The sequence below is a fragment of the Pseudomonas sp. P9_31 genome (assembly GCF_034008235.1).
Lineage (GTDB): Bacteria > Pseudomonadota > Gammaproteobacteria > Pseudomonadales > Pseudomonadaceae > Aquipseudomonas.
In genome coordinates, this window is sequence record NZ_CP125375.1 from 2887624 (window position 1) to 2901534 (window position 13911).

Annotated in this window: 5 protein-coding genes, 1 tRNA gene and 1 pseudogene; 1 reads left to right on the top strand and 6 read right to left on the bottom strand. The window is 60.6% G+C overall.

Annotated features, from left to right (window positions below; all coding sequences use genetic code 11):
• Positions 1-179: 179 nt before the first annotated feature.
• The 4 genes and pseudogenes from QMK51_RS12605 to QMK51_RS12620 form a co-directional block, all read right to left on the bottom strand.
• A complete protein-coding gene (locus QMK51_RS12605; protein WP_320394263.1) occupies positions 180-4610 on the bottom strand; it encodes a hypothetical protein in 4431 nt (1476 codons plus the stop codon).
• Positions 4611-4965: 355 nt separating this feature from the next.
• Positions 4966-6957, bottom strand: coding sequence for a metallophosphoesterase (locus tag QMK51_RS12610; RefSeq protein ID WP_320394264.1), 1992 nt, complete (start codon positions 6955-6957; stop codon positions 4966-4968).
• Positions 6958-7113: 156 nt separating this feature from the next.
• A complete protein-coding gene (locus QMK51_RS12615) occupies positions 7114-8853 on the bottom strand; it encodes a dipeptidase (protein ID WP_320394265.1) in 1740 nt (579 codons plus the stop codon).
• 334 nt (positions 8854-9187) lie between these two features.
• Positions 9188-9640: pseudogene (locus QMK51_RS12620) on the bottom strand (CapA family protein); the annotation flags it as partial.
• A gap of 330 nt (positions 9641-9970) precedes the next feature.
• Between QMK51_RS12620 and QMK51_RS12625 the strand changes: the two are divergent.
• Positions 9971-10045 (top strand) — tRNA-Gln (locus tag QMK51_RS12625).
• 173 nt (positions 10046-10218) lie between these two features.
• On the opposite strand, the gene QMK51_RS12630 is transcribed toward QMK51_RS12625, so the two are convergent.
• Together QMK51_RS12630 and QMK51_RS12635 are read right to left on the bottom strand one after the other, a co-directional pair.
• Complete coding sequence (locus QMK51_RS12630) at positions 10219-12219, bottom strand: peptidase U32 family protein (RefSeq protein WP_258700330.1); 2001 nt, start codon at positions 12217-12219, stop codon at positions 10219-10221.
• A 125-nt stretch (positions 12220-12344) separates the two neighbouring features.
• Positions 12345-13844: a PLP-dependent aminotransferase family protein gene (locus tag QMK51_RS12635; protein WP_320394266.1), complete on the bottom strand. Its 1500-nt coding sequence runs from the start codon at positions 13842-13844 to the stop codon at positions 12345-12347.
• Between the last annotated feature and the right edge of the window lie 67 nt (positions 13845-13911).

A 13911-nucleotide genomic window follows, 5' to 3' on the forward strand; every position in this document is an offset into this window, starting at 1 on the left:
GGCCTACCTGGGAGGAGGGAAGAGGATGAGGACGCGAAGGCGCGGCGCCGCATATTCCGTTTGTGAATGAGGACACGCCGCCGGTAGCTCGTCTGGCCTCGTTGGCTCAAGGAAAGAAGCGGCCCAATAAAAACGGCCTGGCCCCTTGTGGGGGCCAGGCCGTATGCCCGCAGTGGTACTCAGACAATATCAGTGCTTGCTATGTCGGTTACACCGACCAACTGGATGATGGTGGTGATACCGTTGCCGTCCGCATCGAATGCCAGGTAGCCATCGCCTCCAACGACGCCAAAGTAGTAGGTCTTCGTGCCGTCCAGCGCGATATCGGCGGCGGCTGTGAACGCCGCCAGGTTGGCGACCGGTGCCAGCACTTCGGTGTAGTTCGCCCCCGAACCCGCTACCGTGAAGTTGAACGTGTCAGTGCCGGTGGCAAAGCCGCCATCGATGACAGTCAAGCCCACAGAGAGCAGCCCGTCGACGTCGGTGTCGGCGATCACGAAGGTGTTCGCACCCGTTGAGGCCGTCACGCGGTTGTCGCCAACAATCGTCACGTCCAGGGTTTGCGTGGCCGTCGCGTCACTGTCGGCATCCGCCAGCACCACATCGAAGGTCAGATGGGCGTCCGGTGTCGACGTGGACACGAAGCCGATGTTGACGATCTTGATGGGTTCGTTATTCCCCTCAGTCGTGTCGCCGCCGAAAGCGGTCAGGCTATTACTGAGCGTTGCACCCTCAATCCCCGGAGTCGCGGGATTGTCGATGACCCCATTGAGCTGGTACCCGCTTCCGCTTACGCCTTGGGTCGATGTCACCACTTGCGCACCCTGGATCGAGTAGTGTTCTCCGGTGAAGTTGTAGTCATTGCTCTCGAAGACCACGATGCCGTTTTGTGCCTGAGCGACGAATCCGTAGGAGGGCACACTGGAGTTGATTACGTCGTCATTGCCGCTTGAGTTTCCAACAATGAAGGTCCGATTGATTGTGTGCGTAGCGTCATTGTCATCAACCAGCTTCAACACCACCAGCATGTCTTTGCCAGCGCCAATACCAGCCTGTGTGAACTCGATAAAGACCGCCTTGCTCGTGGCCCTCTCCGCGGTAGAGTTGGTGAACCCCAGGGGATTTGTTTTGTAAAAGTCCAGATCGATCACCTCGTCCGATTGGAGCGTGTCGCTGGCAGCGCCAATCGAATCCGATGAGACCGTGACATACCGTCGATCATTCGAGAACAAGCCTGTGGTGGTGTCGTAAGCGAAGGTTTGCGGCGTTCCGTTGTTCACGCCAAATCCTTCGAACTGCACAAAGAAGTTGCTGGCAAGCGTCATCACCGAGACCGGCGGATTCGATCCAACGATCGTGGCTGAGTCGAGCGCATAGCCCTTGAGGGGGTTGCCAGGCGTCGAGGTGTTCAGGATGCTGAAGCTCTCAATCTCCTGAGCCAGTTTCAAGGTATAGGTGTCAGCAACCTTGTCAAAGATCAGCGTGCCGGTGGCGTTGGTGGTCGCTCCTTGCGCCGGATTGTTGGACACGTAGGTGAAGCCCACGTTGAATGTCGCCTGGCTATCATTCTCCGAGACCCAAGTCACCGTTTTACTGGTGATGGGGTTCGTACCCACCGTGACGCCCGTGAGGGCCACGGACAGGAAGTCGGAGTTCGACGCACTGTAAGGCGTCGCATGCTGGTCCGCGCCAATCGAGTAAGCGAAGAGGCCCGTTCCACCGATATCCGTCACAAGCGACCCGTTGCTCTCGTTCGCGTAGACCAGACTCGACTTGGCCGTCACGATCGGGGTGTCGTCGTCGACGGTGATGACTAGTTTCTCGGCCGCGGCCGTCACCGTGTCGCTGTCCTTGTCGGTGGCTTGCAGCAGCGAGCCCAGGTTGATGGTGATGTCGTTCTCGTTGTTGCCTGCCGCGTGATCCAGCGCCTTGAGCAGCGTAAAGCTGTACGCACCCGCTGCGGTAAGGCTGAAGGTGAACACGTCGGTCGCGCCGGCCTTGGCGGTGAGCGTGTTGCCCAAGACGCTGTATACCAGCGCCACCCCGCCCGAGCTCAGCGCCGGCAAGCCGCTGGTGTCACTCGATAAGGCATAGCTCAGCGGCGTGTCGGCGCCGGACTGGAAGATGCCGGTCACGCTGCCGCTGGCCGTGGTCGCCTGGCCAGCCACGTCGCCCGTACCACCGGCGATGCCATTGGCCAGGCCGTCCTCGTCGACGGTTCCCGTTACGGCGGTCCCGGTCGCCGTCGGCGTGTCGTCGTCGACGGTGATGACCAGCTTCTCGGCCGCGGCTGTCACTGTGTCACCGTCCTTGTCGGTGGCTTGCAGCAGCGAGCCCAGGTTGATGGTGATGTCGTTCTCGTTGTTGCCTGCCGCGTGATCCAGCGGCTTGAGCAGCGTGAAGGTGTATGCACCCGCTGCGGAGAGGCTGAAGGTAAACACGTCGGTCGCGCCGGCCTTGGCGGTGAGCGTGTCACCCAAGACGCTGTACACCAGCGCCACTCCGCCCGAGTTCAGCGCTGGCAAGCCGCTGGTATCACTCGACAAGGCATAGCTCAGCGGCGTGTCGGCGCCAGACTGGAAGATGCCGGTCACGCTGCCGCTGGCCGTGGTCGCCTCGCCAGTCACGTCGCCCGTACCACCGGCAATGCCACTGGCCAGGCCGTCCTCGTCGACGGTTCCCGTCACGGCGGTCCCGGTCGCCGTCGGCGTGTCGTCGTCGACGGTGATGACCAGCTTCTCGGCCGCGGCCGTCACTGTGTCACCGTCCTTGTCGGTGGCTTGCAGCAGCGAGCCCAGGTTGATGGTGATGTCGTTCTCGTTGTTGCCTGCTGCGTGATCCAGCGCCTTGAGCAGCGTGAAGGTGTATGCACCCGCTGTGGTGAGGCTGAAGGTGAACACATCGGTCGCGCCGGCCTTGGCGGTGAGCGTGTTGCCCACGACGCTGTACACCAGCGCCACCCCGCCCGAACTCAGCGCCAGCAAGCCGCTGGTATCACTCGACAAGGCATAGCTCAGCGGTGTGTCGACACCGGACTGGAAGATACCGGTCACGCTGCCGCTGGCCGTGGTCGCCTCGCCAGCCACGTCGCCCGTACCACCGGCAATGCCATTGGTCAGGCCGTCCTCGTCGACGGTGCCCGTTACGGCGGTCCCGGCTGCCGCCGGCCCGTCGTCGTCGAAGATCATCTTGGAACCGATTTCGGCGCTCGTAACAGAGGCTTGGAGCAGGTGGAGGCCATCGATATCAAAATCGGCGTGGGTATTGCCCCTGGCGTCGAGGGGCGCCCCGTTCTCGATGAGCACTCGGTTGTGATCCAACGTTGTGGTGTATTCAATCTGGTAGCCGGCTTTGATGCCGGTGATGGTTGCAACCCCACTAACGAAGCTGATGGCAATGGCCGGATCATCCTCCGGTCCGGCTGAATTCTCGATCACCGTCCCGGTGCTGTTGAGGACGCGAACACTGACGATGTCAACCTTCGTATCATTCGCATATCCGTCGATGAATTGCGTGCCAGATTCAACAGCAGTGCTGAATGCGCTGATTTTTACGACAGCACTCTTGCCGCTTTGCAACTGCACGACGTCGAAACTGACCGTCTTCACATTGACGACGCCGGTAAAGTCGATGTTGGATTCAAGATCGGCTTCGTTCTGATCCAGGTTGGGAATGGTCACATTCTGCCTGGCACCGGTGACGAACGAAAAACGGATGCCTTCCTGTTCCGTAATCATCTGGTTGTTGGTGCCGAAGGTGGTCGGCCCACCCGCCTGGCTGGTATTGATCGTGTCGCCAGTCGTGATACTGATGTCGTCTTTCGGGTCGTTGGGGTCAAGCCCGGACTGATTCGCCGGTAGCTTGCCGGTGGCAATGATGGCGGGATCCGTGATCCGCACGACACCATTGACCGTTTCAGTTGCCGGGGTCGCTGTCGTGAACATCAGGAAGAGGTTCTGACCCGAGGGCGCACCGGCCAGAGTGAATTCCAGGTTCTGACTGGCTCCGATGAAAACCTTACCCGTCAGATCGACCGAGTCATCGGGGTTCGTCATACCTGGATGCTTGAGCGGTTGGTACTCCACGGTCCAGATCTTGCCGCCCGTGACCGGCGATCCGGTTTCTTCGATATAGGCAGCGAACACGATCGCGCCGGTTGCGCTCCCGGCTCGGCCCAGAACGATGTTGTTGTTCGTATCGGTATAGAGAAAGATGCTGATGCCATCGAGGGTAACCAGTCCGCTGTCCGCGCCATTGAGCGGTGCGCCAGTGCTGCCGACGAAGCTGACATCGGTAGCGCTTGTTGCGCCGCTGATGGTGAACGCATCGCTGCCCGTATTGCCCACGTCACCGGTATAGCCACTCAAGGCCGCATCCAGTGCGGTACCTGCCCCAAGGGCGGTCAAACGGGTAGAGAAGGCCGAGGGCAGGGGTGTCGCCGTGTCGTTGTCGTCAGCGTCTCCCGAAGGGCTTGGCGTGGCGGTGAGGTTCTGCAACCCGGCCGTTTCATCCAGCGAAACGTCCACGCCGGTGGCCACGACGCTCAGAGCGTTGGCGGTAATCGATGTTGTCACGTCGGTTAGCGATGAGTTTTGGTCACCAATAGCCATGACTTTCTCCAGAGTAGTTGCGGTCATCGAGGCCTGACCGTTGACCTTTGGTCGCAACTATGGATAAGCGCCGGGGATTGCGCATCGGCGGATACTCCCAGACGGGGTGGGAGTTTCAGACTACGTGGGAGGAGGAAAGGGGATGAGTACGCGAAAGCGCGGCACCGCATATTTCGATTGTGAATAAGGACAGGCCGCCCGGACTTTAACCGCCAGCGCGTCGAGCTGAGTTTGAGTCAGCTCAGGCGGCCGGGTTTGATTCGGGTGTGCGTCGGGTCGGCCAGCATCGCGCAATGACAATGGCATGCCGCCAGGGTCATTCAAATCCAACCCTTGTTCGTTGAGGCAGGCGAACTTATGAGCTGGTTCCTCCACGCCGAATCACGATGGGCGGCTCGATCAGCCGCAGTTCAAGTTCGCCCGAGGTTGGCACGAAGCGCGGGCCAGTGCTTTCAGGCGTTGCCCGCAACCTCCAGGTGCGCTGCACCTTCGCCAGTTTGGCAACTCCCGACGCCACAGACCAGCGCCGGCAGACCTTCTCCAATTTGAGCGGGTAAAGGGTGAGTTGGTCTCCGTTGAAGTGCATGCGCAGGAAGCATTTGTGGCCGGCGATGCGTTGCGAGGAAAAAACCACCTCACTATGCAGCCCCCATAAAGTGTTGGCCATGACCATCCAGGCACCGAATAGCAGGCCTCCCAAACTGCCGCCGAGCACCAGCGTCCCCACCAGGAACAACAAGACCTGGAACAGGTTTTCTACCTCGAACTGCAAGTAGTGGATGTTGATACGGCCCATGAGCCATAGCAGCCCGATCGCCAGTCCCAGGTGAAGCAAGCCGTGAACGGCCCCGATGCCATAGGCAAGCTTTCGGGTACGTTTGACCCCGGCGGCTGAGAGCACTGCGCAGCCCAGCACAATGGTCACGGCAAACATCACCGAAGAAGGACTGTGTGCCAGGACCAGGACCAACTGTCGCCATACCTCGCGCAGGTTGGGAATAGACACTTCGAGGCCAGACAATACCTCGACCAGGCTGCGATTATCGCGCGCCGGGTGGGGCACCTTGCTGGCGCTTTCTACCATCCAGTCGAACAGCAAGTACATGATGGCCAGCATGCCGCAGAACGAGAGGTTGTGGGTGGGTAGCCGCCATGCCCGATTACGCAGCTGTTCGGAGGTTTTTTTGTCCGGGTAGGATGCCGCCAGCTCGTAGTGCTGCGGCGTTCCGCCGACACTGATCGGTTCGGGCGGATCTGGAAGTTGATGAGTGCCATGCAGGAAGGCGCCACCGCCTCCGCAGGTGATGCGCTGCGGTGCTTGGCTGCCGGCTTTTGGCTGGTAGCGCGCGTAGTGGTGCGAGTCCCCGGCCAGGACCACCGCCAAGTGGTCACCCAAGAGCTGTTCGATCTCGCGCAGACTGCTGAAGCGCAAGGTCTGGGTCTCGATCGAGGGCAGGGTCTTGCGCCCCACGCGCGCGAGTCGTTCGGCCTCATCCACCCAGCTCGGCTCGGGTGTGCAGAGGATCACGCGGTCGCCTGGTTGCAGTTTGGCGCGCATCTCTTCGAAGTACTGCTTCTGCTGTCGGTCGATCATCGACTCCAATTGCAGGTCCAGGCCCCAGATCCACCAGCCATTGGGCAGTTGCAGCACGTAGTAACTGGTGTGTTGACGGGTTTCCCAGCCTCCGATGGGCTTCTGCTCGCAAAACAGTTGAGAGAAACCGCGCAGGCCGTCATACCAATCGTGGTTGCCGGGCGTCGCCACCATCCACGGTGCACCTGGCTGCGGCACGGGCTGGTCCTGCTCATTCGGGCGAACCTTGGGGACCGGCGCGGGAAAGGCAGCGCGGAAGGGATCGAGGAAGCGGGTGCGATAGCCGGATTGGGCCGGTGTGGGGTAGACCTGATCGCCGCCGAGCAGCAGCACGTCGCCGCGCGGCAGCGTGAGCTCCGGCAACTTGACATCCTGGCTGACGCACAGCGCCATGGAATAGGTGGAGTCCCAGCCATCGCCGGTATCGGCCAGATAGTCGACCCACACGTCTCCGTCGGCAGCCACCTGGATGGGCGGGTTAGCGTCCCGAGGGTTGAGCAGGGCCAGCACATCGCGTGGGTCCGCGAAGGCACCCATGGTGGTGGCCGCGGCCGATTGCAAGCCCGTGCGCATGAGCTGAAACGGGCCTAGCCAGTTGACCATCGACTCCTGGGTGTAAAGCTCGATGCGGCTGTTGGTCGTGGAAGATTGGGGGGGGTGGGTCATGGCGAGGAGCGCAGAGTGCCCCTCTTCAAAGTGTCCCTCACCCAAGTGCTCATCTCCAGCGCGGAACTCAATCGATTGCTCCTTCATCGCTTAGCCTCCATTGCGGTAAGAGTCCGGTACGCCGGAAGGGTTTTACGCCTTGTCGGCTGATTCAGAATAGGCCAGTTATGCGAGAGCCGCCGGTTCATGGCAAGACGCTCAAAACGATGGACCCGCCAGAATGGCGGGTCCGAAAGGGGGAGATCAGAGTTTCGGCAACTGCCCGATGCGCCCGAACATTTCGGTAACGATCTGCAAGTCCAGCAGGAACTGGTCGACGGTCTTGAACTCGTTGTCGTTGTGGCCGGTGTACTTGAGCTCGGGCCTGGCCAAACCGAACTGCACGCCGTTGGGCAGCTCATGGACCGAAGTGGCGCCGGCTGAGGTACCGAACTTGTGTTCCATGCCAAGGTTCTCGCTGGCCACCGCCAACAGCGCCTTGACCCATTCACCCTCAGGGTTGCGGTACATCGGCTCGGCGATCGAGTAGTCGAAGGCCACTGCAATGTGAGTCTTCTTGCTCCAGGCACCCAGCTTTTCGGCGATTTCAGCTTTGAGCGCTTCCGGGGACTTGCCCTTCGGCACGCGCAGGTTGACCGCGAGCTTGAAGGCTTTTTCATCCATCCCGACATAGGTCAGGGAGGTGGTCAGCGGGCCCATGAAGGCATCGGAAAAACCGACCCCCAACTTGCCTCCCAGGTAGTCCAACCCCCAATTGTCGACGGCGTAGCGGGCGGCGTCGGTCATGTGGTTGTGCTTGAGCGCGACCTTGCCGTCGAGGCTGTTGATGAAGCCCAGCATCCGTGCCACTGGGTTGATGCCTGACTCGGGCTCGGAGGAGTGGGCAGAAACGCCGGTGACCGTGAGCTTGACGTCCTTGCCGACGACCTTGGCGGTCACGCTGAAGTCGCCGCCATTGCGCTTGGCATAATCGGTGCCAGCCTTCTGCAGGCTGGCGGCCAATTCGGCGGGCTTGTCAGTCACAAGGGTAGCGACCGACGTCGACGGAATCTGATTGGTTGCCAGGCCGCCGGTCATTGAGGTGATTTCGGCGCCCTTGCCCTGACCGTTACGCCGGGCAAAGTTCGCCATGACGGTGCCGTAGCCTTTCTCGGCAATCACCACTGGGTAGCCGCCATCCAGCGCCAGGTTGTAGTTGGGTGTCGGGTTGTGTTCGAAGTAATAGGGGATGGCGTCGCCGGTGGTTTCTTCGGTGGTGTCTACCAGCAGCTTGAAATGGCGAGCCAGCGGCAGCTTCTCTTCCTTGATGATTTTCATGGCGTAGAGCGCGACCACGATGCCGTTCTTGTCATCCTCGGTGCCTCGGCCATACATACGGTCGCCGACCTGGGTAACCTTGAACGGATCGAGGCGGGTGCCGTCTTTCAGGACCCAGTTCTCTGGAGTCACGGGCACCACATCGGCATGGGCGTGAATGCCCACGACTTCATCGCCACTGCCTTCCAGGGAGATTTCATAGACGCGATTGTCGATGTTGCGAAAGTTCAGGTTAAAGGCCTGGGCAAGGCCCTTGAGCTTGTCGGCGATCTTGATGAATTCGGGATTGTCGTGCTGGGCCACGCCGTCCACGCGGAAGGTCGGGATGGCCACCAGCTCGCGCAGGGTCTCGGTGGCAGCGTTGCCGTACTTCACCCGCGCATAGAGGCCGAGCAGGCGATGGATCTCGTTTTGCTGTTCAGCGGAAAGGGGCTTGTTGCCCTGGAAAGCACTGATTGCCGGGCCGAGGTCGCCGGTTTTGGCAAGCTCGCTCTTGGCCAGGCGTCCCAGGAACTGCCTGAAATCCGTTACCGATGCATCGCTGAAGGTCTTGAGGATGGTCGCGCTCTGTTGCGGGGTGATGTTGGCATGTGCTGACGTGGTGAACGACGAAAGGCTGGCTAGCATCAGGGTTGTCGCGGCCAGGTGCTTGAGTGAGAAATCCATTGCTGGGGGCATTCCTTTGCAGGTGGTTGGTAAGAAATATCTGATTGATTAGTCAGAAACTTTTCCAAACTAACACCAAGAGGGAGTGGTACGGGAGTCCATGAAGTGCGATCTGTCGCACAGAAATGCAAAAGCGACGCAGAAATGAAAAAACCGGGAAGGTTCCCCGATGCTGTTCATTTAATAGAGTCTTGAGTCAGTGAGAAACCTGTGGCGAGGGAGCTTGCTCCCGCTTGAGTGCGTAGCACTCACAAAAATCGGTGATTGTTATCAGATTTTTGGGGCCGCTACGCAGCCCAACGCGAGCAAGCTCGCTCGCCACAAAGGTAGGCACCTACCAACGCAGCTCGAAGGCATTTTTCGCACCCGGCCGGAGGCTGCTGCCCAAGCGTGCGCACTCACGAGAAAGGGTGTCGTGCAGCCATTGACGGTCATCCCCTTCGGCGCGACAGAGGCGAAAGCGGCAGAGGCGGGTGGGTATCAGCTCCAGCGTCTGCAGGTGCCCGTCCGGGGCCAACGAGGCAAAGTACAGAAGCCCCAGGTCGCCGCGATAGGTTGAGTGGCCCTCGATGCCTTCGTAATCGTTCAGCAGATCACCGCAGCCATAGAGAATCAGGCGTTCGCGGTACACCTCGATGCCCTTGACGTGGTGCGAGGAATGCCCGTGCACCACGTCAACTCCGGCCTCGTCGATCAAGGCATGGGCGAACCGGACTTGCTCGCGCGGGATATCGAACCCCCAGTTGCCACCCCAGTGAATGGAGGCGACCACCCTTGACGCAGGCTTCGTAAAGCCGTGGATCGCCAGGGTGCGGCAGTACCGAGTCGATGCCGCGGGCGGTCATGACGTCGCCGGCGAGAAACAACTTCAGCGTATCGGTAACAGCTGCCATGGCACCCTCCGGATGTCCCGAATAGCCTGGATCAACAGTAAATATCTGTTTTAAAACAAATTAGTTTATTTTTGGTCTTCCCAGACGCAACGAAAGTTGATAAATTTCCGCGCGTTCTTGCAGAGGTCCTTACAGGGCTTGCAGTGCAGGGACGCAGCAGCTCGATATTGCTCGCAAGCTGCACAATCAGAAAGAGAGTGCCGGGCACTCGTCGCAACAGATACAGGGGCGTCGCCAAGCGGTAAGGCAGCAGGTTTTGATCCTGCCATGCGTTGGTTCGAATCCAGCCGCCCCTGCCATTTTCTTACATCCATCCCGATATGGCTTAGCCTGCAGGTATTGCGCAGCTCCGGGATGGTTGTCTTTACGAGAAACGCCAACGCCGATCCGGCTTGGCGTTTTTTGTGTCGCTCATTCAGCCGACATGAGAGCGCAGCGAGCGCGACGCCGTAGCGGCGCGCTCGCCCGTCACTCAGTGGGGCGCGCGAGGGATGGTCTTGAGCAGGTCTTCAGGGCTGATGTGGCCGACAACTTGCTGCACCGCGCTGCCCGGTTGTGGCAGGCCAAGGATGTGCCCCTTCATCTTGCCGATCACGTGCATCTCGCAGGGCTTGCAGTCGAACTTCAGCGTCAGTACCTCGTCACCGTGCACCAGTTGCATCGGCGCGACCTTGGTGCGTACGCCGGTGACGCCCTTGGCCTGCTTGGGGCAGAGGTTGAAGGAGAAGCGCAGGCAGTGCTTGGTGATCATCACCGGCACTTCGCCGGTCTCCTCGTGAGCCTCATAGGCCGCGTCGATCAGCTTGACACCGTGACGGTGATAGAAGTCGCGGGCTTTCTGGTTGTAGACGTTGGCCAGGAACGACAGGTGCGACTCCGGATACACCGGTGGCGGATCGGTCTCGGCCTTGCGACCACCCCGAGGGTGGGCTTGGATGCGGGCCGCGGTCAGCGCTTCGATGACTTCGCGGCGCAAGGTCTTGAGCTGCGAGTTGGGGACGAAATACGCCTGCGGTGCATCCAGCTCGATAGCCGTGGCGTGGTACTGCGTGGTGCCCAGTTGGCCGAGCAGGTCGTGCAGTTGCTCCAGGGCCTGTTCCGGCTTGTTGGCCAGACCGAATGGGCCGTCCAGGGCGACGCTGGCGCTGACACCTTCTTCGCTGGTGGCGGTCAGTTCCAGGCGATCCTCGCGCAGGCGAGCGACCCAGGCAAGACCCACCCGGCGCTCGGCGGAGGTCTTGATCAGGGCCTGTTGCCAGTTGTGGTCGAGGTTGCGGCTCAGCGGGTGGTTCGGCCGCAGCTGATGCAGCCCTTTCGGCATTTCGTTGGGCTCGACACGGTAGCGGTAGCGCTTTTCACCGTCATCGATGAACTCGCCCTTGGGCTCGGCGATGTTGGTGCGCCAGCCCACCACCTCGCGTTTGACCAGCACATTGAGGCCGTCGCCGTTGGACAGCGGTTCGTGGGTGACCACCAGCAAGTCGCGCTTGCCGACTTTCTCCACCACGCCCACGGGCAGGCCGGTGAAGGTGGGTGTGTCGAAGGCGCCGATGTCGATCTTGCGGTCGCTGACGAAGTAGTCGGTGCTGCCGCGGTGGAAGGTCTTTTCCGGATCGGGCACGAAGAAGTGCGCGGTGCGGCCGCTGGAAGCGCGGGCCAGGTCCGGGCGGTCTTCGAGGACGTCGTCCAGGCGCTGGCGATAGTAGGCGGTGATGTTCTTCACATAGCCCATGTCCTTGTAGCGCCCCTCGATCTTGAACGAGCGTACGCCGGCTTCCACCAGGGCGCGGATGTTGGCGCTCTGGTTGTTGTCCTTCATCGACAGCAGGTGTTTTTCGTAGGCGATCACACCGCCTTTTTCGTCCTTGAGGGTGTACGGCAGGCGGCAAGCCTGGGAGCAATCGCCACGGTTGGCGCTGCGACCGGTCTGCGCATGGGAGATGTTGCATTGGCCGGAGAACGCCACGCACAGCGCGCCGTGGATAAAGAACTCGATGGCCGCATCGGTCTCGTCGGCAATGGCGCGGATCTCCTGGAGGTTCAGCTCGCGGGCCAGCACCAGTTGCGAGAAGCCGGCCTGATCGAGGAACTTCGCCCGTGCCAGGGTGCGGATGTCGGTCTGGGTGCTGGCGTGCAGCTCGATCGGCGGAATGTCCAGCTCCATCACGCCCAGATCCTGGACGATCAGCGCATCGACGCCGGCGTCGTACAACTGGTGGATCAGCTTGCGCGCCGGCTCCAGTTCGTTGTCGTGCAGGATTGTGTTGATGGTGGTGAACACCCGGGCGTGATAGCGACGGGCGAATTCCACCAATTGGGCGATATCGCTCACCTCGTTACAGGCGTTGTGCCGGGCGCCGAAGCTCGGGCCGCCGATGTACACGGCGTCGGCGCCATGCAGGATGGCCTCGCGAGCGATGGCCACGTCACGGGCGGGGCTGAGCAGTTCAAGGTGATGTTTGGGTAGGGACATGTTTTTTTAGTCTGGCTTGTCACGGTCAAGGTGCGCATTGTAGCGGCGAAACGCTTGACCGGCACCCGTGTGGTGCCCGATGGCGCCTGTTTGCCGGGCGGGGCTGCGGGGCACAGGGCGCAAAATCATCCAGCAGGGGGCTGCGCAGCCAACGTGATGACATGCGCAAGGCGTCTGGTGGCGGACTCGATCTCCTCGGCACTGAAACCACCCAAGCCCAAAATCAGCCCCGAACGACCATGGCCACCGGCATACATTGGGGACACTGCACGTACCGATACGTGAACTTCGAAGGCTTTGGTGGCGACCCACTGATCGTCGATTCCCTCTGCCAGCCAAAGCACCAAATGCATGCCCTGATCGCTCGGTTCCAGCCATGCCAATTCGCGAGGAATCAGCCTCGCAACCGCCTCGATTATTTGCCTGTGGATGTCCGCGTACACGCCGCGGATTCGCCGGATGTGTCGATCCAGATGTCCTTCTGCGATGAATGCCGCGAGAACATGCTGATCGGCGTTGGCGGGATGCCGATCCATCAGAACCCTTGCACCACAGAAGGCTTGCACCAGGTAAGGCGGAACGATTGCGTAGCCGAGTCGTAACGATGGGAACAGTATTTTGCTGAACGTCCCCAAATAGATAACGCGGTCGGGGTCCAGCCCCTGCAGGGATGGAAAAGGGTGGCCCGCATAGCGCAACTCACCATCATAATCGTCCTCGACGATCCAGGCATCGCAGGCCCTGGCCCATGACAACAGGGCCTCGCGCCGGGCCATGCTCATCGGCATGCCGAGCGGATATTGGTGTGAAGAGGTCACGAAGGCTGCCCGTGCCTGGGGGCATTGCTCTATTCCACGTTCAACATTCAAGCCCTCGGAATCGACAGGGACGCGGATCATTTGATTCGTATGGCCCGCGCTTTCCAGAATCCCGGTGATACCCCGGTAGGCCGGATCCTCCACCCACGCAAAATCCCCAACATCGAGCAGCACCTGGCACGCCAGGTACAGGCCTTGTTGCGTGCCGGATGTGATGATGACCTGGCTCGCTTCACACCGGACAGATCGTGACTTGCGTACGTAATCCGCTACCGCTTCCCGTAACTCGAGAGCGCCCTGTGGATCACCGTACCCCGATGGAGCTCCGGGCCCGCGCGCCCTTATACGATTGCCAAGGCGACGCCAAATATCGTCAGGCGCCGCTTTTCCAGTCGGGACGGAGACTGAAAACGGAATCTGGGGAGCCGCTCCAAATTGCCGGGCCACCTGAGCGAACCTTTCGATTCGCGCAGAGGGAGTCCACGACCTTGTTCCAGCCAGGCTGTCTTCCGGTTTGCTGGTTGGCGCCGCGTCTACCAAAGAGCGGGCAACCCGCGTACCTGCTCTACCTCGGGATTCCAGGAAGCCCTCGGCGATCAACTGCTCAAAGGCCTCGATAACGGTGCCTCGGGCAATCATCAGCGATTTGGCGAGAATGCGCGTCGATGGCAGGGGTTCACCTGGTTTGACGTCACCCCTGCGGATCGCGGACCGAAGCGCTTGAGCCAGTTGTCGTCCTAACTGACCTGCGGTTCGATCCAGCGTGCCTAACGATGGAATTTCAACAACGTTCGCTTCTCGTGCCATCAATTCTGGCTCAGTAATTATGTTGGATATTGGCTCTATACCATGAGCCAGTTAACCAACACAATTC

What these genes read in the sequence shown, in the direction of transcription:
- QMK51_RS12605 (WP_320394263.1), bottom strand. Translation starts at nt 4,610, where the DNA reads ATGGCTATTGGTGACCAAAACTCATCGCTAACCGACGTGACAACATCG.
- QMK51_RS12610 (WP_320394264.1), bottom strand. Translation starts at nt 6,957, where the DNA reads ATGAAGGAGCAATCGATTGAGTTCCGCGCTGGAGATGAGCACTTGGGT.
- QMK51_RS12615 (WP_320394265.1), bottom strand. Translation starts at nt 8,853, where the DNA reads ATGGATTTCTCACTCAAGCACCTGGCCGCGACAACCCTGATGCTAGCC.
- QMK51_RS12630 (WP_258700330.1), bottom strand. Translation starts at nt 12,219, where the DNA reads ATGTCCCTACCCAAACATCACCTTGAACTGCTCAGCCCCGCCCGTGAC.
- QMK51_RS12635 (WP_320394266.1), bottom strand. Translation starts at nt 13,844, where the DNA reads ATGGCACGAGAAGCGAACGTTGTTGAAATTCCATCGTTAGGCACGCTG.